Genomic DNA, 24,679 nt, shown 5'->3' with positions numbered 1-24,679 from the left:
TATAATTTCTAAAAATCTTTTTTGTTATCAAAAACTAAATTTTCTTGTTCATTTACACGAATAAAAGTAGTTCTTTTAGTTAGTTCTTTTAAATTTCCAGCTCCAACATAAGTACAAGTTGATCTTAAACCTCCCAAGATATCATAAATAGTATTTTCAACACTACCTTTAAAAGGTAATTTAACAGTTTTACCTTCTACAGATCTATAGCTAGCAACACCTCCAACATGTATATTCATAGCAGATTCTGAACTCATACCATAAAATAACATAAATTTTTTTCCATTATTTGTAGTAATAATTTTTCCATTGCATTCATAATGACCAGCTAGCATACCGCCAAGCATAACAAAATCAGAACCACCGCCAAATGCTTTTGCTATATCACCAGTAACAGAACATCCACCATCGCTAATAATTTGTCCTTTTAATCCATGAGCTGCATCAGCACATTCTATTATAGCCGAAAGTTGAGGATAACCTATTCCAGTTTTAATTCTAGTAGTGCATACAGAACCAGGACCAATGCCTACTTTAACAATATCAGCTCCAGATAATATTAATTCTTCAACCATTTCTCCTGTAACAACATTACCAGCACATATAATCTTATCAGGAAAATGATCTCTAACTTTATTAACAAAAGAAACAAAATGCTCAGAATATCCGTTAGCAACATCAATACATAAATAATTTAAATCTTTAGATAAAGAGAAAATTTTTTTAATTTTCATAAAATCATCATGAGATATTCCTGTAGATACAATAATATTATTTAATATTTTATGAGATGTTTTTTTTATAAAAATATACCATTCTTTTATAGAGTAATATTTATTTATAGCAGTTAATAAATTAAAAGAGGATAAAACCCTAGCCATATTAAATGTTCCTATAGTATCCATATTAGAAGCTATAATAGGAATTCCTGACCAAGAATATTTAGCATATTTGAAAATGAAATTACGAGATAATTCTACTTGTGATCTACTTTTGAGCAGAGAACGTTTAGGCCTAATTAATACATCTTTAAATCCTAATTTAATATCTTCTTCAATACGCATAATATTATCCTTATAATAACAATAAAATTATTACATAAAATACCTTTATAAAAAATATATTTAAACTATAATTTAAATATATTTTTAACATATTAGAAAACTAAAAAAATGACTTTTATTGTAGCAATGACAGGAGGAATATGTTCTGGAAAAACAACAATATCAAACGAATTCAAAAAAATAGGAATAGACGTTATTGATTCTGATATTGAAAATAAAAAAATCTTACATTATAATAAAAAAGTAAAAAAAATAATAAATAAAAAACTTGGCTTAAAACAAAATAAAGAAATCAATTTCAATTTACTAAAAAAATTTTTTTTATCTTCGATAAATAATAAAAAATGGTTAGAAAGTATTTTGCATCCATTAGTAAATAAAAAAATCACAGAAAAAATTAAAAAGGTAAAAAAAAACTGGTGTTTATGGGTAACACCTTTATTAATAGAAAAAAAATTATACAAAAAAGTAGATAGAATATTAGTAATAGATATAGATCCAAAAATTCAAATTAATAGAATTATTAAAAGAGATAAAGAAAATATTAAAAATATTAAAAAAATTATATCCTATCAAATAACTAGAGAAAAAAGAAATTCTTTTGCAAATGATATTATAATAAACAACGGAGATATTAGAAAAATAAAATCAATAATACATCAACTTAATAAAAAATATATAAATTTATCTTTTATTAAAAAAATGAAATAATTTTAAAAATATTTAATTACGTATATGAAATTTTTATTAAAAATATTATATATAAACTTTATCTAAAATTTTTATATTAACAATACATAACTATATAACATCTAATCTACTTAAATTAGAAATTAAGTAATATTTTAATGTTTTTATCATATTAATAAACATCAAAAAAGATTCTTTCTTATATTCCTGTTTAGGATCTTTTTGTGCGTAACCCCTTAAATGAATACCTTGACGTAAATAATCCATAGATGATAAATGATCCTTCCAACATAAATCTAAATTCTGTAACATAATTTCTTTTTCTAATTTTCTCATTTTTTTTGAAGTAATTATTACTTCTTTATATTTTAAGAATAATTTAATATAATTAATAGTTCTATTAATCACAGTTCTCAATTTATGTTTTTTAAACCAAGAAGAAATAGGTAAATTTAAATTAAAATCATGTTTTAATTGATGTTTTAAATTCACGATATCAATTATATCTTTTTTTTTATTAAATTTAGTATGAGTAGAAAATACAAAATTTATAACATCTTCTAATATATTATATATAACATAATTAATATTATCTGTATTAATTAGTTGATTCCTATAATTATATATTATGCAGCGTTGATCATTAGATATATTATCATATTCTAATAATTGTTTCCGAATTTCAAAATTTCTATTTTCAACTCTTTTTTGAGCATTAGAGATTGCTTTAGTAACCCAAGGATGATTTATAGATTGTCCAGATTTGATTCCTAGCTTACGCATCATAGTAATAACTTTATTAGATGCAAAAATTCTCATTAATGAATCCTCCATAGACAAATAGAATTGAGAAGATCCATTATCCCCTTGACGACCTGATCTGCCTCGCAACTGATTATCTATTCTTCTAGACTCATGTCTTTCAGTACCTATAATATGTAATCCTCCTGCAGATAAAACGATTAAATGATTTTTTTTCCAAGTTTTTTTTATTTTTTTTTCTTGTTTTTTATCTAAATTTTTATTCAATTTTAATTCAGATTCTAAACTTCCTCCTAATACTATATCAGTACCTCTACCAGCCATATTAGTTGCAATAGTTACAGCGCCAGGTTTACCTGCCTGGGAAATTATATCAGCTTCTTTAGCATGAAATTTAGCATTCAAAACATTATGATTTATTCCTAATTTAAGTAATTCTCTTGATATTAATTCAGATTTTTCAATAGATATAGTACCTACTAATACAGGTTGTTGTTTTTTTATACAATTTTTTATACCATTTATAATGGCATATATTTTTTCTTTTTCTGTGATATAAACCAAGTCAGGCATATCATTACGAATCATTGGACGATTAGTAGGAATTATTATTGTATCTAAATTGTAAATTGATTTAAATTCAAAAGATTCGGTACAGGCTGTACCTGTCATTCCAGATAATTTTTCATATAATCTAAAATAATTTTGAAAAGTTGTAGATGCTAAAGTTTGATTTTCGTGCCTTATTGTAACTTTTTCTTTAGCTTCTATAGCTTGATGTAGCCCGTCAGACCAACGTCTACCTGGCATAGTACGACCAGTATGCTCATCAACTATAATTACTTCATCATTTTTTACAATATAATCTACATTTTTAGTATATAATATATGAGCGCGCAAAGATGAAATAATATGCTGTAATAAAATTATATTCTTATCAGAATAAAGAGATGAACTTTCTTTTATAATATGTCTTTTTAATAAAATTTTTTCTATTTTTAATAAACCTCTTTCAGTTAAATTAATTTGTTTAGTTTTTTCATCTACTGAAAAATGTCCATTACCATTAAATATATCAGAATCTTCTTTATCTTGACGTATTAAATTAGGTATAATTTCATCGATATTTTGATATATACTTAAATTATTTTTTAATAAACCTGATATGATTAATGGAGTTCGAGCTTCATCTATTAAAATAGAATCTACCTCATCTATTAATGCATAGTGTAGATTTCTCTGTACTTTTTCTTTTGAGGAATAAATCATGTTATCGCGTAAATAATCAAAACCATATTCATTATTAGTAGCATAGGTTATATCTGCAGAATAAGATTTTCTTTTTAAGTAATTTGACATTCCCGATAAATTAATACCAACAGTTAGACCTAAAAACTCAAATAGAGGTCTATTTCTTTCAGCATCTCTTTTTGCTAAGTAGTCATTCATTGTAACTATATGAACTCCTTTACCAGTCAATGCATTTAAATATGCTGGTAATGTAGCTGTTAAAGTTTTTCCTTCTCCAGTTCTCATTTCAGCAATACATTGATTATTTAATACCATTCCGCCTATTAACTGTACATCAAAATGCCTCATACCAAATACACGACTACTAGCTTCTCTGACCATTGCAAACGCTTCAGGGAGAATAGAATTTAACGTATCACCATTATTTAAACTATTACGTAATTTTATAGTTTTTAATTTAAAATCACTATCTTTCATCTTTTTAAAATAAGATTCCAAATTATTGATTTTATTTAATTTTTTATACATTTTCTCTAAAAAAGTTTTACTATAATTTTTAAATATTTTAGATAAAAATTTTATCAATTTCATAAACAAATCTCTATAAAATAGATTTCAAATAAAATAAGGTGCTATTAATTTTATTTAAACAAAAATTTAAAAAAATTAAATTTTTTTGTATGTATGCTATCAAAAATATCACTATTTTTAATTTTACAATATTTATTCAAGTTAAATAGCCAAATAGGTAAAATTCTGTTTTTAGAATGATTTCTTACACAAATAATATGCCCTAATCTATCTACAAAAAACATTTGAATATTCTTAGGAGGAATTAGAATTAAAGGCAAAGGATATATTCCATTTAAATAACTAGAATAAATTTTCATTGCACCAGAAGCTCCATAAAGCTTAGTAGTTTTATTATTATCTCTACCTATCCAAGTTAAGACTACTTGATCAAAATTAATTCCAGCAAACCAACTATCTACTAAATTACTTGTTGTACCTGTTTTTGCTGCTATACCAAAATTAGGAAATAGATTATTTAAGCTACGAGCAGTACCATTAGCAACAACCTGCTGCATAGCATATAAAATTAAATAAGATGCCTGAGGAGAAATAACTTGATTATATTTATATACATGACTGTAAATTATTTTTTGATTATTATTCATTATACAATCAATAGAGAATAAAATAGATTTTTTACCTTTATTTGCAATAGTTTGAAAAACCTGTGAAATCTCAAATGGAGTTAGATTAATAGCTCCTAAAGAAGCAGAAGGAAAATAGTTCAAATGTTTTTTCGAAATACCTAGTAAAATCCATGATTTTATAAGTTTTTTAAAACCTAAAGAAATACTTAAATTAACAGTAGGTATATTTACAGAATAAGATAAAGCATCTAGTAAAATTATCTGTTTACTAAATTTACAATCATTATTTAAAGGTTTCCAAATATTAAAATTATCTAATTTTATTTCTAATGGTTCGTCTTTAAGTAAAGTATTTAAACCATACTTATATGGTTCAGATAATGCGGTTAAATAAATTACAGGTTTAGCCAAAGAACCTATAGAACGTCTGGCTTGTAAAGCTCTATTATATCCCGCAAATTCTGGATTAGATCCTCCCAAGATACCATTAACAGCACCAGTAAATTTATTTACAATAACCATTGCAGTTTCTAAATCTGACAAATTTTGTTTTTTATTCAATAAAGGTATAACATTTTTAACAGCTTTTTCTGCATTATACTGTGATAAAGGATCAAAAGTAGTAAAAATTTTTAATCCATTTAAGTATTCAATTGAATATTTTAATTTATATAATAATTCATACTTAACTAATTGAATAAAGGACGGTGCTGGTTTGATTACATCATTTTTATAATAAACATTAATAGGCAATAAAACATTTTTATTATAAACAAATTGATTAATTACTTTATTTTTTAATGCTAAAAAAAGAACTAAATTTCTTCTCTGTAAAGATAAAGTAATATTATTCCACGGGCTATACAAAGAAGCTCCTTTTACCATAGCAACTAATAAAGCATATTGATCAATATTTAATTCATTTATATAAGAACCAAAATAATAAATACTAGCTAAAGGTAAACCATGCAATTCATTATTATTGACTTGACCCATATAAACTTCATTAAGATAAAGTTCTAAAATACGATTCTTACTATAACAAAATTCCATAATAACAGCCATATACACTTCATTTAATTTTCGTAAAAAAGATTTTTCATGCGATAAAAAAAAATTCTTGACTAATTGTTGAGTTAAAGTACTGCCTCCTTGTATAGTTTTTCCAGCATAAATATTTACTATGAAAGCTCTCAAAATAGAATAAAAACTAATACCATCATGAGTATAAAAATTTTTATCTTCTGTAGCTAATAACATATTAATTAAAACACTAGGAAATTCAGAAATAGGAAAAAATAAACGTTGATGATTATTATTGAAATTTAATAACCCTATCAATTTAGGATCTAGTTTTAATAATTTTATATTAGTATCATCATATAAATTTTTGATTTTAATAATCCAATTGCCTTGAAAAATAATACGTGCATAAATTTTATTTTCAAATTGATTTGGAAAATTAAATGAACGTCTAATTAAATCTATGCTATCTTTATGAATAACAAATTCCCCTGGATGTGTTAAATTAATAGATTGGTGATAATAATTACACTCTAAAATTGAAATTACTTTCTCTTTGCTAAAAGCAGAACCTACAGTAAATTCTATAGTACGACTATAAATATATGATGGTAAATTCCAGATTTTACCATCAATAAAATTATGTATTTTATTATATAAAAATAAACCGTAAAATATAAATATAAATATTATAAATAGTATCTTTATTAAAAAAAATATTAGTATCTTATATAATCTACTCATTTATATTTCTCTTCTTATAACTTAATATGAATGCATAATCTCAAATTTTAAAAATAAACAAATTAAGAGCTAAATTTTTAATAGAAATATATTTTATATTCAAAAAAAATAATTTTATTAATAAAAATTATTAGATTTAATAAACTACATTAAAATTTTATGATTTGTAAAATAAATAAAATCAAAAATACAAAAAATAAATTCAAAAAATAAAATTTGATTGCATAAGAGGAAAATTAAATTCAGAAGGATATTCTATAGATACTAAATATAATCCAGATGATTGAGCTGTAGGAACATATACTTTTTTGCTACTATTAAGAATATATTCAATCCAATTTATATTTTTATTTTTAGAACCAATTTCTATTAAAGAACCTACTATTTTTCTAACCATATTATGTAAGAAAGAATTTGCTTTAATATCAATTATTATAAAAAAATTATCTCTTTTAACATTTATATACAATACATTTCTAAATGAACTAACTGACTGGCAATAAGAAGATCTAAATGAATTAAAATTCTGCTCTCCTATAAACAATTTAGAAGCCTGTAACATAAGATCTAAATCCAATTTTTTATAAATATGAGTTACTTTATTATAATTTAATGCAGTTCTAATTTTATTATTATATATATAATATCTATAATAACGATTAATAGCGCTGGTACGAGCATGAAAATAACTAGGAACAATTTTAATCCAATGAGCTACAATATCTTTTGGAAGATGAGAATTTATACCAATCAACCAGGAATAATCTTTGCGTATAACACTTGTTTCAAAATGTACTATTTGACCTAAACTATGTACTCCTTTATCTGTTCGACCTCCACAATGAACTAATATTTTTTGCCCTGCAATTTTTGACAAAACAAATTCTAATTCTTTTTGAATGCTAGATAAACCTTTTTGTATTTGCCAACCATGGTAATTACTACCATTATATTCTATACATAAAGCAAATTTCATTAAATTTTTCCTATAGAGATTATATTTACTATTTTAATTTAGATTAAGTATAATCTATATAGTATTTATAATACTAAAAAAATCAAAAATTTAAATTTTATTGTATCAAATAAAATTTAAATTTATTTAATTTTAAGCATTTTAAAAGTTAAAATATTATAATATGATTAAAAATTTATAATTACAAAATATTATATAAGAGAAAATATGAAAAAACAACGAAATAATAAATCATCTATATTAAGTATTTTAAATATTGCGGGAGTAAAACCATATAAACAAATAAATGGAGAAGAATATATGAGTAAATTGCAAATTAACCATTTCAAAAAAATACTTAAAGCATGGGACAATAAAATTAAAAAAGAAAGTAGTTCAGCTTTATCTTATATAAAAAACGAATCAATAAATTTTCCTGACCCTGTTGATAGAGCAGTACAAGAAGAAGAATTTAGTATAGAAATAAGAAATAGAGATAGAGAAAGAAAGCTATTAAAGAAAATAAAATATACGCTAAAAAAAATAAAAGAAAATAATTTTGGTTTTTGTGAATTATGTGGAGTAAAAATAGGAATAAGGAGATTAGAAGCTCATCCTACAGCTGATCTATGTATTGATTGTAAAACATTAGAAGAAATAAAAAAAAAACAAATTAACGGATAAAAAAATTTATTGTTTTAACTATCAATAATTATTGAAGTTATTGATAGTTTTTATAATTTTAATATAAAAATAAATAAAATTTAATAAAAAACAAATGAAAAGTGTATATTTATCTATAGGAAGTAATATTAATAACCCAATAAAACAAATAATAAATGCTATAATAAATATAAAAAATATTCCATATAGCAAAATAATTGATATATCAACAATATATTATTCTAAACCTTATAAAAGTATAAAAAAACAAAAAAATTATTTAAATGCTGTTATTTTAATTAAAACCAAATTAAATCCATATAAAATTCTACATTACATTAATAAAATTGAGAAAAAACAAGGAAGAATTCGCACAAAATTTAAATGGGATTCTAGATCAATAGACATAGATATTATTTTATTTGAAAATTTTACAATCAATAACAAAAAACTAACAATTCCTCATTATGATATGAAAAATAGATCATTTGTAATAACACCTATATTAGAAATAAATTCTAATATAAAAACCCCTGAAGGAGAATCAATACATTTAATTTCTAAAAAATTAAGTAAAAAAAATATTTACCCTTATTTTTGTTTATTAAAAAATAATTATTTTAAATAAAATATTATTTATAAAATGTTTTTATTTTATAAATATAATTCATTAAATAAATAGTTTATTAAAATAAGATTTAAAAAATAATTTTATTGTAATAAAGGCTAAAAAAATGAACTCTATAAATATAAAAGATATATACAAGTGGAAAAAAAAGAAATATAAATTTGCTGTAATAACAACATATGACTATACATTTTCTAAAATATTTTATAATGACGGAATTAAAATAATGTTAGTTGGAGATTCTTTAGGTATGACTTTTCAAGGAAATAAATCAACAATATCTGTAACAACTAAAGATATAATATATCATACAAAAGCAGTAAGAAAAGGATCTCCTAATGCATTTATTATATCAGATTTACCATTTATGTCATATTCGACAAAAGAATTGTCTTATGAAAATGCATCAAAAATAATAAGATCAGGTGCAAATATGGTAAAAATAGAAGGAGGAAAATGGTTAAAAAATACTATAAAAAAACTTACAGAAAGATCAATTCCTGTGTGTGCTCACATAGGATTAAAACCTCAATCTATTAATATTTTAGGTAATTATAAAGTTCAAGGTAATACAATAGATTCAGCAAATAAAATTTTAGAAGAAGCATTATCTTTAGAAAAAGCAGGAGCTCAAATCATATTAATAGAATGTGTTCCTTATAAATTAGCTAAAAAAATAACAGAAAAAGTAAAAATTCCAATAATAGGTATAGGAGCAGGTAAATATACAGATGGCCAAGTGATAGTTATGCATGACGCTTTGGGTTTAACAGAAGGTAAAATTCCAAAATTTGTAAAAATTTTTTCAAATAATAAAAAAAATATTATACGATCTATAAAAAAATACATAAAAGAAGTAGAATTAGAAATTTATCCTAGTAAAGAACATAGTTTTTTTTAAGAAATAATTATATGAAAATTATTAAAGAAATAGAGAAAATAAAAAAATAATTAAAAAAATAAAAATGGAAAATAAGAGTATTTCTCTGGTAGCTACAATGGGAAATATACATAAAGGTCACTTATCTATAATAAAAAAAGCAAAAGAAATAACAAACATTACTATAGTAAGTATATTTATAAATCCTATGCAGTTTAACAATGAAAAAGATATAAAAAACTATCCACGTACCATAGAACAAGATTTTAATCTTCTCAAAAAAAATAATGTTGATATTATATTTTATCCAAAAGAAAAACAAATACTAAAAAAAACAAAATCTCTACATACTTTTGTTGAAGTACCTTATTTGTCTAATATATTAGAAGGTAAAAAAAGAAAAAAACATTTTAGGGGAGTAACTACAATTATAGCTAAATTATTTAATATAATACAACCAAATATAGCTCTTTTTGGAGAAAAAGATTACCAACAATTATTTATAATAAAAAATTTAGTAAATGATATGAATTATGATATTAAAATAATAAGCGTACCTACTATAAGACATAAAAATGGTTTAGCAATAAGTTCTAGAAATATACATTTAACAAAAAAACAATTTATGTTAGCATTAGATATATATAAAAATTTAAAGTATATAAAAAAAGAGATCAAAAAAAGACAAAAAAATATTAAAGAAATATTACTTATATCAAGGAAAAAATTAACTAATAAAGGATTTGTAATAGATTTATTAAAAGTATCTGATAGAAAATCTCTAGCACCATTCTCTAAAAATAGCAAAAAAATTATAGTATTTTTATCAGTAATAATAAAAAATATTAGACTAATAGATAATATAAAAGTAAATTTATAAAAATATAAATTTAAATATATAAATAAAAAGCTATTTATGATATAAAATATTATAAATAGCTTTTTATTTATATATTTAAATTTATATTTTTATTTAAATAATACTACTTTACCAATATATGGCAAATGACGATAACATTGAGCATAATCAATTCCATATCCAACCATAAAATCATTAGTTATGGAAAAACCAATATAATCAATACTAAAATTCAAATCACGATAACCAGGTTTATTTAATAAAGTACAAATAGCTAAAGATTTAGGTTTCCTTAAATGTAAAATACTAACTATTTTATTAAGAGTATTTCCAGAATCAATAATATCCTCAACAATAATTACATCTTTATCAAAAATATCTTCTTCTAAATCTTTTAATATTTTAACATTATGATTAGATATCATACCTTTACCATAACTAGAAGTTGTAATAAAATCTACTGAATGGTCAATATCAATTGCTCTACATAAATCAGCCATAAACATAAATGAACCTTTAAGTAAGCCCACTAATACCATCTTACTATTACTATTTTTGTAGTTATTAGTAATCTGTTTCCCTAATTCTTTAATGCGATTTTGAAGTTCTTTTTTTGAAATTATCATTTCAACAGTATGATTCATAAAATTTTAGTTAATAATGTTACTTTAAAAAATCATGATATTATATCATAATAAAGAAATATATGTACAATAATACAATTGACAAAAAATATAAAACAAATTTTAAATAAAAAACAAATACATTAATTTTAATATTTAAAAATATAAACAATTTAAGTATATTTATTATATTAAAATAAATGCTAAAATATTTTATAAAAAAAATAAAAAATCAAATAAAAATAATTTAAATAAAAATATAAACAAAATAATATGTATATTAACAGCCTAACTGTAAAATAATTTTAATTAAAACTCCAAATATAAAATGTGGGCTGAAAACACATAATAAAAATATCAAAGCCCGTATAAAATACGGGTTTTTTTATAATAAAATTAAGAGAAATAAAAAATATGAAAATTTTAAAATTCGGCGGAACATCTTTAGCAAACTCAAAAAAGTTTTTAGATGTAGCTAACATAATAATAAATGAAACAAAAAAAGTACAGATAGCAGTTGTATTATCAGCACCAGCTAAAACTACAAATAATTTTGAACTATTAATAAAAAAGTCTGTAAATAATGAGGAGTGTAAAGAAATAATAGAAGATAATAAAAAAATTTTTTTAAAAATAATAAAAGAAATAAAAGATAAAAATAAAGACTTTGAAATTGAAAAAACAGAAAATAAAATAAATCTAGAATTCACAAAAATCAAAAAAATGATTACTGGAATACAATTATTAAATATATGTCCAGATAAAATCTATGCAAAAATAATATCAAAAGGTGAGATAATATCTATATATATAATGTATAGACTACTAAAATCCCAAAAAGAAAGTGCAACAATAATTAATCCAATAAAATATATTTCAGCAAATAAAAATTATCTTGATGCAAGTGTAAATATATATAAATCAATAAAAAATTTTAATAAAATTAAAATTTTTAAAAAAAATATTATACTAATGGCGGGATTTATCGCTGGTTATAAAAGTAAAGAGTTAGTAGTTTTAGGAAGAAATGGATCAGACTATTCAGCATCCATACTAGCAGTATGTCTAAAAGCAAATAGTTGTGAGATATGGACAGATGTTAATGGAATATATACATCAGATCCAAATAAAGTAAAAAATACAAAACTACTAAAAACAATATCATATAAAGAGGCTTTAGAATTATCATATTTTGGAGCAAAAGTTTTACACCCAAAAACAATATTACCGATATTAGATTATAATATTCCATGCGTAATTAAAAATACAAATAATCCTAATTTTAAAGGTACTTTAATTTGCAAAAATAAAAATACAAAAAATAAGATCAAAGGAATTACTAGCATAAATAATGTAGTTATATTTAATGTTGTAGGAAAAAATAACTATATGCAAAGCAAAACGAAAATATCAAAACGTGTTTTCGATAAGTTACATAAAGAAAAAATAAATATTATTATAATAACACAATCATCATCAGAACATAGTATTAGTTTCTGTATAAGAGAAAAAGAAACAAAAAAAACATTTAAAATACTTAATAAAGAATTTAAAGCTGAAATAAAACAAAAATTAATACATGAAATAGAGATTATAAAAAATTTATCTATAATATCTATAATTGGGAATAAAATAAATCTTAATAAAAATATATTCATAAAATGTTTTTGTATTTTAGATAAAATGAAAGCAAATATAATAGCATTATCACAAAGTTTATCTAATAACTCTATTTCATTAATAATAAGCGAAAAAGATAATAAAATAATAGTAGAAAAAATTCATAAAGAAATTTTTTATAATAAAAAAATATCAGAAATATTTTTAATAGGAATAGGTGGAGTAGGTAAAGCTTTATTAAATCAAATAAAAAAACAAAATAAATATTTGAAGCAAAGTAATATAAAATTTAAAATATGTGGTATAGCAAATTCAAAAAAAATAATAACAAATTCAGATGGCATTGATATTAAAAAATGGAGTCAAATATTCAAACAATCTAATAATATATTTGATATTAAAAAATTAATAGAAAAAATAAAAAAATATGATTTGTATAATCCAATAATAGTAGATTGTACATCTTCCAATAAAATAGCATATAAGTATTTAGAATTAATTAAACAAAAATGCAATATAGTTACATCCAATAAACAAGCTAATACTTTAGAGATGGAATATTATAAAAATATAAGAAAAGAAACTAAAAAATATAAATGTAAATTTTTGTATGATACCAATGTTGGCGCAGGACTACCGATAATAGAAAACTTAAAAAATCTAATGAATTCTGGAGATCAGTTAATTAAATTTAGAGGTATTTTATCCGGATCACTTTCATATATATTTGGTAAATTAGATGAAGGAGTAAAATTATCGGAAGCAACAAAAGAAGCAAAAATTTTAGGTTATACAGAACCTAATCCTAAAGATGATTTGTCAGGTATAGATGTTGCAAGAAAACTGTTAATTTTAGCTAGAGAAGCTGGATATAATCTAGAAATAAAAGATATAAAAATTGAACCATTACTACCGAAAGAATTTAAAGAAATATCAAACACAAAAATTTTCATGAAAAAATTAAAAGAGTTAGATGAATTTTTTTCTATTAAAGTAAAAAAAGCTCACACAAAAGGAAAAGTATTAAGATTTATAGGAATAATTAATAAAAATGGTTCATGTCATGTTAAAATAGATTCTGTTAATAATAATGATCCTTTGTATAAAATAAAAAATGGAGAAAATGCGTTAGCATTTTATACTAAATACTATCAACCTATACCTTTAGTTATTAGAGGATATGGCGCAGGAAATGAAGTAACTGCTGCAGGAGTATTCACTGATATATTACGTACTCTATCATAGAGGTTAAGAGTTTAATAATGATAAAAATTTATGCACCGGCTTCAATAGGTAATATAAATGTTGGATTTGATATTTTAGGTGCAGCAGTTTCACCAATAAATGGTAATTTATTAGGAGATTGTGTAACTATAGAAAAATCAACAGAATTCAATTTAATAAATGAAGGTAAATTTTCTAAAAAATTACCAAAAAATTATAAGAATAATATTGTTTGGAAATGCTGGAAAAAATTTTGCAAAATCATAGATAAAAAAATAACACCAATATCTATTAAATTAGAAAAAAATATGCCAATAGGTTCTGGTTTAGGATCTAGCGCATGTTCTGTTGTTGCTAGTTTAGTAGCAATGAATAACTTTTTCGGAAAACCACTAACAAAATTAAGATTACTATCCTTAATGGGAGAAATAGAAGGATCCATAGCAGGAAGTATTCATTATGATAATGTATCTCCATGTTACTTAGGAGGTTTACAATTAATAATAGGTCAAGAAAAAATAATAAGTCAAAATATACCTATTTTTAAGGAATGGATATGGGTTGTAGCTTGGCCAGGTATAGAAATATCTACAGCAAAAGCAAGAGCTTTATTACCTAATAAATATGATAAAAATATAATAGTTCAACAAAATAAATATTTAGCTGGATTTATTCACGCAAGTTATACTCAACAATCAGATTTAGCAGCAATAATGATGAAAGATATAATAGCAGAACCATATAGAAAAAAATTAATACCAAACTTTTCATCTGTAAAAAAAGCAGCAAAAAAGATAGGAGCTATTGCATGCGGAATATCAGGCTCTGGACCTACAATATTTACAATATGTAATAAAATAAATATAGCTAATAAAATGGCTGTATGGTTGAAAAAAAATTATATACAAAACGAAGAAGGATTTGTGCGCATATGTTATTTAGATACAAAAGGTGCTCGTTCAATTGGAGACAAATATGAAACTTTATAACCTTAAAGATAAAAATGAAATAGTAAATTTTTCCCAAGCAGTAAAATTAGGTTTAGGAAAAAAACAAGGACTTTTTTTTCCTATGCAATTACCTAATTTTAGTAAAAGTACGTTAACAAAATTATTAAAAATGAACTTTATAGAAAGAAGTAGTAAAATTTTAAATTATTTTATAGGAGATGAAATAAAATTTTCTATTTTAGATGAAAAGATCAAAAAAGCTTTTAATTTTACAAAACCTAAAATTGTTAGTGTAACAAATAACATTGCTTGTCTTGAACTATTTCACGGTCCTACATTAGCATTTAAAGATTTTGGCGCACGTTTCATGTCACAAATATTATTACATTTAAATAAAGAAAACAAAAAAATCACAATATTAACAGCTACATCAGGAGATACTGGCGCTGCAGTAGCTCATGCATTTTATAGAATGAAAAATGTAAAAGTTATAATACTTTATCCAAAAGGAAAAATAAGCGAATTACAAGAAAAGTTATTTTGCACTTTAGGAAATAATATAATTACTATTGCTATCAATGGTAGTTTTGATGAATGTCAATCCTTAGTGAAAAAGGCATTTAATGACGAAGAACTTAAAAAAGTAACAGGATTAAATTCTGCAAATTCAATTAATATCAGTAGATTGCTTGCACAAATATGTTATTATTTTGAAGCATTTGCTTTATTATCTGAAGAAAAAAGAAAAAAATTAGTTATCTCTATACCATGTGGTAATTTTGGAGATTTAACTGCAGGATTACTAGCTAAATCTATAGGATTACCAATAAAGTCATTTATAGCTTCTACAAATATTAATGATACAGTACCAAGATTTCTTTTAAATGGAAAGTGGGAACCAAAAAAAACTATTTCTACTATATCTAATGCTATGGATATAAGTCAACCAAATAATTGGCCAAGAGTAGAAGAATTATTTAAAAGAAACAAGTGGGACTTAAAAAGATTAGGATTTGGAAGTGTATCTGAAAAATTAACAAAAAAAACTATAATTGAACTATCAAATATAGGATACATTTCTGAGCCTCATGCAGCAATTGCATATAGATTATTGAAAGATCAAATAAAAAAAGATGAGTTTGGATTATTTTTAGGAACAGCTCATCCGGCAAAATTTAAAAATACTGTAGAAAACATAATAAATAAAAAAATTAATTTACCAAAAGAACTAGAAAAAATAAAAAATATTCCATTACTATCATATAATATGAAACCAGATTTTAAAAAATTACGTATGTTTTTATTAGAAAAATAATTTATTTAATCAATTAGAAATACAAAACAAATAAAAGTTTTGTATTTCTCTAAATAAACTAAATATTAAATAAAAAATTAATTATATCTCCATCTTGCACAATATAATTTTTACCTTGAGTATAAACTTTGCCAAGTTTTTTTAATTTTATTTCACTTTTATAAGAGATAAAATCAAGATAAGAAATTACTTTAGCGCGAATAAAACCTTTCTTGAGATCACTATGAATTTTTGATGCAGCTTCAGGAGCAGTCATACCTTTTGTTATAGTCCATGCTTTAACTTCTTTTTTGCCCATTGTAAAATAAGTAAATAAATTTAACATTTTATAACCTTCTCTAATAACTTTATTCAATCCTTGTTCTTTAATGTTTAAATCTTTAATAAATTCTCTGCGCTCTTTTAATAATTTCATTTTTGATATATCAAATTCAAGAGTAAAACATAAAGGAATAACTGAGATATTATTTTTTTTAGCTATAAGCAAAATTTCATTAAATAATGAGTTTTCTTTAAGAAAATCATGTTCATTCATATTAACAACATACATTAAAGGTTTTATAGTTAAAAAGTTAAACTGCTTTAAAATATTATTTTCTTCATTAGTAAAAATAAAATTTTTCAACATATTAAATTTTTCTAAATGCAGTAAACATTTAGTTAAAACATTGGTTTCTAAAGAGTTAGAAAATTTATTTGATGAATGTACATGTCTCTTAGATAAAAATTTTTTACAACGTTCTATATCAGAAAATATTAACTCTAAATTTACTGTTTCTATATCGCTAATAGGATCTATTTTTCCTGATACATGTAATATTTTTTTATCAGTAAAACAACGAACTACATGTATTAAAGCATCTGTTTCTCTAATATTATTTAAAAATTTATTTCCTAATCCTTCACCTTTATGAGCTCCTTTTACTAAACCAGCAACATCAACAAATTCTATAGAGGAAGGAGAGACTTTTTGAGGACATACAATTTTAGCAATATTATATAAACGTTTATCGTGATATGATACTATACCTACATTAGGATTAATTGTACAAAAAGGAAAATTATCTGAAGATACTGATGAATTTGTTAAAGAGTTAAATAAAGTAGATTTACCAACATTAGGCAATCCTATTAATGCGCATTTAAAACTCATATTTATTAATGTCCTTTAAAATATAAAAATATTGCTATCTATCTAAATAAATTAATTTAAACAAATATTTAACTATTAAAATAAGATTTTATAGAATCAAAATCGTTTTTAATCCACAGATTTGTGATATATATTGCATCATTGATAGATTTTAGAATTAATTTTTTTTCTTCTAAAGTTGGCTTATTTAATACAAAAGATATAACATCTTTTTTATATTTTGGACGTCCTATTCCTATACTTAACCTATAAAAATTAGACTTGAATTTCATATTATTAATTATACTTTTAATACCATTATGACCACCATGACTTATACCATATCTAATTTTAATCTTTCCAGGAGATAAATTTAAATCGTCATGTACTATTAGAATATTTTTTGTTTCTATATTATAAAAATTAGAAATACAAGAAACTGATTTACCGCTTAAATTTATAAAAGTATTAGGAATAATTATTTTAATAATTGAATTGGATATTTTTAATTTTGATAAATAACAATAAAATTTTTTTTTTCAATCATAATTTTATTATGATATTTAGCAAATTTATTTATATACCAAGCTCCAATATTGTGACGAGTATGATTATAATCTATTATAGGATTAGCTAAACCAACAATCATCTTTATAATATTCAAATTTTTGAATCCTTTTATAATACTTAAAAAGAAATTACTTTTAAAAAATATTTTCAGTAATACTTTTTAATTTGAAGTATTACTGAAAATTATAATTTAATCACTATTTAAAAAACGAACTGATGCTTCATCCCAATTAATTAAATTCCATACAGATTTTATATAATCTAATTTTCTGTTTTGATATTTTAAATAATAGGCATGTTCCCAAATATCAATACCAAATATAGGAAAATTAAAAATATTATTTTTAATATTTTTTATCATTAAAGGATTATCTTGATTAGAAGTAGAAATTATATTTAAATTATTACTATTCTTAACTAACCATACCCAGCCAGACCCAAAATGATTCATAGAAACTTTTTCAAATTGCTGCTTAAAATTATCTATCGTACTAAAATTATTTTCGATAGAATTTTTGAGCTTGCCTTTTAAATTAGAACCTAATTTTAATCCTTTCCAAAATAATGTATGATTTAAGTGACCTCCTGCGTTATTCCTTAAAAAGTTTTTTTTATCTTTTTCAAATTTATCTAAATTAACAACTAAATTTTCTACGGAAACTTCAGATAATCCTAAATCTTTCAAAACTTTATTTGTATTATCTATATAAGATTGATGATGTTTAGTATGATGAATAAACATAGTTTTTTTATCTATATAAGTTTCAAAATCATCGTATGCATAATCTAATTTAGGTAAAATATAACTCATATTTTCAATCCAGGTTTTATTGTATAAAAATAATTATATGTTAATATTAAAATTAATTCACTATATAATATAATATATTTACAGCAATTAAAGTATTTCTAATTTTTAAATGAGAATCTAATGTCTATAAATCAAGAAAAATTTAACTTAATTAAAAATAGATTCAGAAGTTTTTATCCAGTAGTTATAGATTTAGAAACGGGAGGATTCAATGCACAAACTGATGCAATATTAGAAATTGGAGTTATAACATTAAATATGGATAAATCAGGATGGATTAAAAAAGAAAATAAATTGCATTTTCACATAAAACCTTTTAAGGGTTCTATAATAAGAGAAGAATCAATTGAATTTAATCAAATAGATCCTTTTAATCCATTAAGAGGAGCAATAAGTGAATATAAAGCAATAAAAAATATTTTTAATTTAGTGCAAGAAGGTATTAAAAAAAATAATTGCAGTAAAGCTATAATAGTAGCTCATAATGCCAGTTTTGATCATAGTTTTATAATGGCCGCTAGTAAAAGATCTGGGATTAAAAGTCCATTTCATACTTTTGCAACATTCGATACTGCATCTTTGAGTGGATTAGTAGTAGGTCAAACAGTACTAGCCAAAGCATGTAAATCTATTGGAATTACATTTGATAATAACCAAGCTCATTCTGCTTTATATGATACATTACAAACAGCAAACTTATTCTGCGAGATAGTTAATAAATGGAAAACATTAGGTGGATGGCCTCCAAAAACAAAAAAAAGAAAATAAAAAATATAAAAATGATAAAGTCTTCTTAAAAAAGAAGACAATATCTAATGAAAAATATGTTTATATTAACAATGACCAGTTAATCATGCATTATTTATTAATTTCTGTAATTTACCTTCCTTTAACATTTCAATAATAATATTACATCCTCCTATTAATTTTCCATTAATCCAAATTTGAGGAAAAGTAGGCCAATTAGAAAATTTAGGTAATTCCTTACGAATATCTAAATTATTTAGAATATCAACATAAGCAAAACGTTTACCACAAGAAGATAAAGCTTGAACAGCTTGAGCTGAATAACCACAACTGGGATTTTCTGGAGATCCTTTCATATAAATTATTATAGGATTATCAGAAATTTGTTTTTTGATTTTCTCCAACGTATTCATATAAATATTCCATAATAAAATTAAAAAATATTGAAATAAAAAACTAATTATAATATAATTTATTATTAATACAATTTTTAATTACAAATATCATTTAGGGGCTGATTTTTGGATTCGACAAAATAATTAAAAATTAAAGCTCATGCCGAGGAACGGTTTGCCTCGCTAAAAACCGAAATTAAATATAAAAGCAAAACAAGAAAAATACGCTCTAGCAGCTTAAAAAACTGTCAAAAGCCTTTCTAACTTACTTTACTCTTTAAGTAAATAATAGAAAGTCATAAATAAAGAGAAAACATTTGTAGTAAGCTTGAAACTCAAATGATAAATAAAAACAAGCAAATAGTTTTATTTTTGTCTATAAAAATAAAACTAATTAAATAAAAAATATAGACTAAGCATGTAGAAACTTTAATAATTTAAAATTTTGGACGCGGGTTCGAATCCCGCCAGCTCCATATAAAATCACTTAAAAAATTTCGTAGACCAATTTAATTTAGAATTTAAAGTTTCAAAATAATTGTAATTATTAGGATGTATTAAATTCAAATAATATTTACTTTTTTTGATAGTTATAGTATCAAAACTACATATAGAAAAAACTATTTTACCATCACAACTAATTTTCAATTTATGAATTTTGTCCAAATATTCAAAACAAATAATACTATTATTGCTAATAACTAATGGACGAGCGGTCAATGTATGAGGAAACATTGGAATCAAAACTATTGCTTCTAAAGATGTTGAAATTATAGGACCTCCAGCTGATAATGCATATCCAGTAGACCCAGTAGGTGTAGAAATAATCAAACCATCAGATCTCTGATAAAATGCAAAAATATTATCAATATAAACTTTAAAATTAATCATATGAGCTAACTTTTTAGGATGTAAAATAACTTCATTTACAGCTGTATTTAAATGAAAACTAGAATTATGTTTGATAACTTCTACTTCAAGTAAAAAACGATTTTCTATTGTAAAATTTCCTGTTAAAACATATTGTAATTGATTTAAAGCTGTATTTGGATTTAAATCTGTTAAGAATCCCAAATTACCTCTATTAATACCAATAACTTTTATATCATAAGAAGAAAGAATACGCGCAGCATGTAACATATTTCCATCTCCTCCTATAACTATAGCTAAATCACAATATTGACCAATATTACTAATAGAACCAGTATTAGGTTTATTAATTTTAATAAATTTAGATATTTTAGACTCTACTACAACATCATAATTATTAGTTAGCAACCAATTAAAAATTATTTCATGTGTAATAAATGAACTAGAATATCTGGGGTGACCAATTATACCAATACGTTTAAAGTATTTCTTCATTAAATTAAAATCCTTATACAAAATTATACAAATCATTCTCTTGCAAGCAGAATTATGAATCTTTATAATAGATTAAATACTAATAATTTATAAATCAGTAAAAATTAAATGAAAAAAAATAAAGAAAATGTTATAACAGATGAAAAAGAAAATGTTATAACAGATGAAAAAGAAAATGTTATAACAGATGAAAAAGAAAATGTTATAACAGATGAAAAAGAAAATGTTATAACAGATGAAAAAGAAAATGTTATAACAGATGAAAAAGAAAATGTTATAACAGATGAAAAAGAAAATGTTATAACAGATGAAATAGTCGAATTGGAAGAAAAAATTAAAAATATAGAAAATAAAATTAAAGAAATAAGATTAAGATCTCAAGCAGAAATAATAAATATTAAAAATAAAGCAAAAAAAAATGTAAAAAACATAAAAAATATTATTTTTGAAAAATTCATAAAAAAAATAATAAATTTTTTAGATGTTTTTGAAAAAACAATAAATTATTTTACTGAAAAAAATAATAATACTTTAAAATATAAAACTGAAGGTATTTTGTTGATATATAAATCTTTAATAGATAACATAATCAAATTAGGAGTTCAAATAGAAAATAAAAAAAATGTTATATATAACAAAAATATTCATAAACCTATATTATTTTCAAAATCTAAAATAATTCCAAATAATTTTATTATTAATGTAATAAAAAAAGGATATATTATAAAAAATAAAGTGATACGAAAAGCTCATGTAGAAGTTTCTATGAATAAAAATTATTCTGATAATAAATAGCCATAACATTAATTTAATATAATAATTTAAATTATTATATTAAATTAATGACCAATCAATTTTTTTTTGATTATTTAAAAGTAATATCTTATTAACTTTAGAAAAATGCTTACATCCAAAAAATCCACGGTGAGCTGCTAACGGTGAAGGATGAGAAGATTTTAAAATATAATGCTTATTAGAATCTATTAAATTAACTTTTTTTTGAGCTTTAGATCCCCAAAGCAAAAATATTATTCCAGTTAAATGTTTATTTATCAAACTAATTATATAATCTGTAAAAAAATTCCATCCTACATTTGAATGTGAAAAAGGTTTTCCATGTTCAACTGTCAAAATAGTATTTAATAAAAAAACACCTTGAATAGCCCATTTATATAAACATCCATGATTAGGAAATTTCCATCCAAGAATATCGTTACTTAATTCTTTATATATATTAATTAAAGAAGGAGGAATTTTAATTCCCTTAGGTACAGAAAAAGCTAGGCCGTTAGCTTGATTTGTTTGATAATAAGGATCTTGACCTATTATTACAACTTTTACTCTATAAAATTCAGTTATCTTTAAAAAATAAAATATTTTATGATTAGGAGGATAAATTATCTTATGCTTTTTTTCTAAATTTATAAAATTAATAATTTCATTGAAATATTTTTTTTTTTTTCTGGTTGTAGTAATTTTTTCCAAGTAAAATTCTTCATTTTATACATAATAAAGTTATGCTATATTTTAGTTATGAGAAATATTTTAAATCAAATATTAAAAAATATCAAAAATTTTTTATTTTAAAAAATTTTAAAAATATGAAATAATATATTTATTATAATTAAACTTATATAAAACTGAAATATGGAGCAAAAATGACACTAGTAACTAATAAAGCGCCAGATTTTAATGCAGATGCAATTTTAGAAAATGGTGATATAGTTAACAATTTTAACTTTAAAAAATACACTAAAAATAAAATATCTGTATTATTTTTCTGGCCTATGGATTTTACATTTGTTTGTCCTTCTGAAATTATTACATTTAATAAATCAATTAGAGAGTTTGAAAAAAGAAATACAAAAATTATTGGGGTTTCATGTGATTCAGTATTTGTTCATAATGCATGGAGAAATACTGATATACATAATGGGGGAATAGGAAAAATAAAATATATCATGGTATCTGATATTAAAAAAGAAATTCAAAAATCATATGGAGTAGAACATCCTAGTATGAGTGTAGCTTTTAGAGCATCTTTCATTATAGATCAAAAAGGAATAATACGTCATCAAACAGTAAATGATTTACCTTATGGAAGAAATGTAAAAGAAATTATCAGAATGATAGACGCCATAATATTTCATCAAAATAATGGAGAAGTTTGCCCTGCTGAATGGAAAAAAGGAGAGAAAGGAATAAAAGCTTCGCAAGAAGGTATAGTAAAATACTTAAGAGAAAAATATTAAACAACAAAGAAAACTAGGATAGATTTTTCTATCCTAGTTTTCTAATTAACTAAATTAAATTATCATCATCATCATAAACTTCACTAAAATCATTAATATCAGAACTATCACTGACATTATCATCATCACTAAATGCACAATAATCTTTATGTGTATTATTTTCGGGTAAAGAATTAGAGTAATGATCATCATTATTATTTAAATGAGTAGCAGATGAAGATTCATTAACTGAATTGGAAGAATCATCATTTTTGGAGTTATGAAAAAGACTAGTTAACATATTAGCCATAACTACTCCGCCTGCAACACCAGTAGCTGTTTGTAAAGCATTTCCTAAAAAACTATTATTATTGTTGCTACCAACAATAGAAGAAACGCCTCGCGGATTTCTTGTAAAAGAATTACTAGAAACATCAGATGATTGTAACGTTGGAGTATTATTTTCAGTATTAATTAAATTATTAGGATAATATTGTTTATTATTGAATGTATCATTTTCATTATTATTTCGACCAAATATATTAGAAAAAAAACCTTTATTATTTGTTTTAGATTTAGATGATATAATTTTGTTTTCTAATAGATTAATTTTTGCATTTAATTTTTTAATAGCTTCTTCTTGTATCAAAATAGTTTGAATCATATAGTAAGGAGAATTTGGTTGATTATCTAATAAGTTTTTTATAATTTTTTCTGCGTTCTGATCCCTAGAATTAGAACTAATTTCAGCTTCTTTTAATCTATAAAAAAGATTTTTTATTAAACTTATTTCTTCATTATGCATAATTTATTCTCTATTTATATTTATTTTAATTTAACTTTAAGAAATAAATAACTTAAATCAATTGATTATATAATAAAAACTATATATCTAAAACAAAAAATAATTTTAATATATTATTAATCTTTTATTTAAAAATAAATTTTTATTTATAAAAAATTAGATCAAAATTTTTAAAAAAAAGAAAAATAATTGATTTTTTTTTCATTCACCGA

The 24,679-nt window shown here is 22.5% G+C and carries 23 protein-coding genes, 1 other RNA gene and 1 pseudogene; 12 read left to right on the top strand and 13 right to left on the bottom strand.

The genetic code is table 11. From position 1 onward, the window contains the following. Positions 1-8 precede the first annotated feature (8 nt). Positions 9-1,064 carry a GMP reductase gene (locus tag AB4W60_RS00950; protein WP_343188805.1) on the bottom strand — a complete coding sequence of 352 codons (1,056 nt, stop codon included), beginning with the start codon at positions 1,062-1,064 and terminating at the stop codon, positions 9-11. A gap of 108 nt (positions 1,065-1,172) precedes the next feature. Here AB4W60_RS00950 and coaE point away from each other — a divergent pair, with 108 nt between their 5' ends. Then, on the top strand, positions 1,173-1,775 hold the full coding sequence (gene coaE, locus AB4W60_RS00945; RefSeq protein WP_367676266.1) for a dephospho-CoA kinase: 603 nt from the start codon (positions 1,173-1,175) through the stop codon (positions 1,773-1,775). Between the two features lie 99 nt (positions 1,776-1,874). Here coaE and secA read toward each other — a convergent pair. From secA to truA, 3 genes and pseudogenes are all read right to left on the bottom strand, one after another. After that, positions 1,875-4,358 (bottom strand): annotated as a pseudogene (gene secA / locus AB4W60_RS00940) (preprotein translocase subunit SecA); the annotation flags it as partial. A 50-nt stretch (positions 4,359-4,408) separates the two neighbouring features. Beyond that, positions 4,409-6,694, bottom strand: coding sequence for a penicillin-binding protein 1B (gene mrcB / locus AB4W60_RS00935; protein WP_367676265.1), 2,286 nt, complete (start codon positions 6,692-6,694; stop codon positions 4,409-4,411). Positions 6,695-6,896: 202 nt separating this feature from the next. Next, the gene (gene truA / locus AB4W60_RS00930) at positions 6,897-7,670 is read right to left on the bottom strand and encodes a tRNA pseudouridine(38-40) synthase TruA (RefSeq protein ID WP_367676264.1); all 774 of its coding nucleotides are present in this window, start codon (positions 7,668-7,670) and stop codon (positions 6,897-6,899) included. Between the two features lie 207 nt (positions 7,671-7,877). Here truA and dksA point away from each other — a divergent pair, with 207 nt between their 5' ends. The 4 genes from dksA (at position 7,878) to panC (ending at position 10,700) form a co-directional block, all read left to right on the top strand. Next, a complete protein-coding gene (dksA, locus tag AB4W60_RS00925; protein WP_343188801.1) occupies positions 7,878-8,333 on the top strand; it encodes an RNA polymerase-binding protein DksA in 456 nt (151 codons plus the stop codon). A 94-nt stretch (positions 8,334-8,427) separates the two neighbouring features. Beyond that, the gene (gene folK, locus AB4W60_RS00920; protein ID WP_367676263.1) at positions 8,428-8,940 is read left to right on the top strand and encodes a 2-amino-4-hydroxy-6-hydroxymethyldihydropteridine diphosphokinase; all 513 of its coding nucleotides are present in this window, start codon (positions 8,428-8,430) and stop codon (positions 8,938-8,940) included. 106 nt (positions 8,941-9,046) lie between these two features. Beyond that, positions 9,047-9,841: a 3-methyl-2-oxobutanoate hydroxymethyltransferase gene (gene panB, locus AB4W60_RS00915; RefSeq protein WP_367676262.1), complete on the top strand. Its 795-nt coding sequence runs from the start codon at positions 9,047-9,049 to the stop codon at positions 9,839-9,841. Between the two features lie 64 nt (positions 9,842-9,905). Next, on the top strand, positions 9,906-10,700 hold the full coding sequence (panC, locus tag AB4W60_RS00910; protein ID WP_367676261.1) for a pantoate--beta-alanine ligase: 795 nt from the start codon (positions 9,906-9,908) through the stop codon (positions 10,698-10,700). A gap of 89 nt (positions 10,701-10,789) precedes the next feature. Here panC and hpt read toward each other — a convergent pair whose 3' ends face one another. After that, positions 10,790-11,323: a hypoxanthine phosphoribosyltransferase gene (gene hpt, locus AB4W60_RS00905; RefSeq protein WP_343183233.1), complete on the bottom strand. Its 534-nt coding sequence runs from the start codon at positions 11,321-11,323 to the stop codon at positions 10,790-10,792. A 393-nt stretch (positions 11,324-11,716) separates the two neighbouring features. Between hpt and thrA the strand changes: the two genes are divergently transcribed. Genes thrA through thrC form a run of 3 tightly spaced genes read left to right on the top strand, consistent with a single transcriptional unit; the run spans position 11,717 to position 16,411 of the window. Then, positions 11,717-14,167, top strand: coding sequence for a bifunctional aspartate kinase/homoserine dehydrogenase I (gene thrA / locus AB4W60_RS00900; RefSeq protein WP_367676260.1), 2,451 nt, complete (start codon positions 11,717-11,719; stop codon positions 14,165-14,167). A gap of 17 nt (positions 14,168-14,184) precedes the next feature. After that, entirely contained in the window at positions 14,185-15,135 is a 951-nt protein-coding gene (gene thrB, locus AB4W60_RS00895) for a homoserine kinase (protein WP_367676259.1), read from the top strand. Continuing rightward, a complete protein-coding gene (thrC, locus tag AB4W60_RS00890; protein WP_367676258.1) occupies positions 15,122-16,411 on the top strand; it encodes a threonine synthase in 1,290 nt (429 codons plus the stop codon). Before thrB ends, thrC begins: the two co-directional genes overlap by 14 nt. A 58-nt stretch (positions 16,412-16,469) precedes the next feature. On the opposite strand, the gene ychF is transcribed toward thrC, so the two are convergent. The 4 genes from ychF to AB4W60_RS00870 form a co-directional block, all read right to left on the bottom strand. After that, positions 16,470-17,564, bottom strand: coding sequence for a redox-regulated ATPase YchF (gene ychF, locus AB4W60_RS00885; RefSeq protein ID WP_367676257.1), 1,095 nt, complete (start codon positions 17,562-17,564; stop codon positions 16,470-16,472). 68 nt (positions 17,565-17,632) lie between these two features. After that, positions 17,633-18,019: an aminoacyl-tRNA hydrolase gene (pth, locus tag AB4W60_RS00880; protein ID WP_343188869.1), complete on the bottom strand. Its 387-nt coding sequence runs from the start codon at positions 18,017-18,019 to the stop codon at positions 17,633-17,635. Positions 18,020-18,048: 29 nt separating this feature from the next. Beyond that, the gene (locus AB4W60_RS00875; RefSeq protein ID WP_367676256.1) at positions 18,049-18,207 is read right to left on the bottom strand and encodes a hypothetical protein; all 159 of its coding nucleotides are present in this window, start codon (positions 18,205-18,207) and stop codon (positions 18,049-18,051) included. Between the two features lie 96 nt (positions 18,208-18,303). Continuing rightward, a complete protein-coding gene (locus AB4W60_RS00870; RefSeq protein WP_367676255.1) occupies positions 18,304-18,924 on the bottom strand; it encodes a Fe-Mn family superoxide dismutase in 621 nt (206 codons plus the stop codon). Between the two features lie 120 nt (positions 18,925-19,044). Between AB4W60_RS00870 and rnt the strand changes: the two genes are divergently transcribed. Next, entirely contained in the window at positions 19,045-19,692 is a 648-nt protein-coding gene (gene rnt / locus AB4W60_RS00865; protein ID WP_367676254.1) for a ribonuclease T, read from the top strand. Between the two features lie 83 nt (positions 19,693-19,775). Here rnt and grxD read toward each other — a convergent pair whose 3' ends face one another. Further along, positions 19,776-20,084 carry a Grx4 family monothiol glutaredoxin gene (gene grxD, locus AB4W60_RS00860; protein ID WP_343188790.1) on the bottom strand — a complete coding sequence of 103 codons (309 nt, stop codon included), beginning with the start codon at positions 20,082-20,084 and terminating at the stop codon, positions 19,776-19,778. Positions 20,085-20,181: 97 nt separating this feature from the next. Here grxD and ssrA point away from each other — a divergent pair. Next, positions 20,182-20,545: a transfer-messenger RNA gene (gene ssrA, locus AB4W60_RS00855) on the top strand. A 4-nt stretch (positions 20,546-20,549) separates the two neighbouring features. Here ssrA and nadK read toward each other — a convergent pair. Further along, complete coding sequence (gene nadK, locus AB4W60_RS00850; protein ID WP_367676253.1) at positions 20,550-21,431, bottom strand: NAD(+) kinase; 882 nt, start codon at positions 21,429-21,431, stop codon at positions 20,550-20,552. 108 nt (positions 21,432-21,539) lie between these two features. Here nadK and grpE point away from each other — a divergent pair, with 108 nt between their 5' ends. Then, complete coding sequence (gene grpE, locus AB4W60_RS00845; RefSeq protein WP_367676252.1) at positions 21,540-22,226, top strand: nucleotide exchange factor GrpE; 687 nt, start codon at positions 21,540-21,542, stop codon at positions 22,224-22,226. 39 nt (positions 22,227-22,265) lie between these two features. On the opposite strand, the gene ung is transcribed toward grpE, so the two are convergent. After that, positions 22,266-22,916 (bottom strand): uracil-DNA glycosylase, encoded by a 651-nt coding sequence (gene ung / locus AB4W60_RS00840; RefSeq protein WP_367676251.1) that lies wholly within the window; start codon positions 22,914-22,916, stop codon positions 22,266-22,268. 173 nt (positions 22,917-23,089) lie between these two features. Between ung and AB4W60_RS00835 the strand changes: the two genes are divergently transcribed. After that, positions 23,090-23,683: a peroxiredoxin C gene (locus AB4W60_RS00835; RefSeq protein ID WP_343188787.1), complete on the top strand. Its 594-nt coding sequence runs from the start codon at positions 23,090-23,092 to the stop codon at positions 23,681-23,683. Positions 23,684-23,732: 49 nt separating this feature from the next. Here AB4W60_RS00835 and AB4W60_RS00830 read toward each other — a convergent pair whose 3' ends face one another. Then, positions 23,733-24,467 (bottom strand): DUF2076 domain-containing protein, encoded by a 735-nt coding sequence (locus tag AB4W60_RS00830; RefSeq protein WP_367676250.1) that lies wholly within the window; start codon positions 24,465-24,467, stop codon positions 23,733-23,735. Positions 24,468-24,679 lie beyond the last annotated feature (212 nt).

It is taken from the genome of Buchnera aphidicola (Neophyllaphis podocarpi) (genome assembly GCF_964059055.1).
Lineage (GTDB): Bacteria > Pseudomonadota > Gammaproteobacteria > Enterobacterales > Enterobacteriaceae > Buchnera_M > Buchnera_M aphidicola_A.
This window is presented reverse-complemented; position numbering and strand designations above follow the sequence as displayed.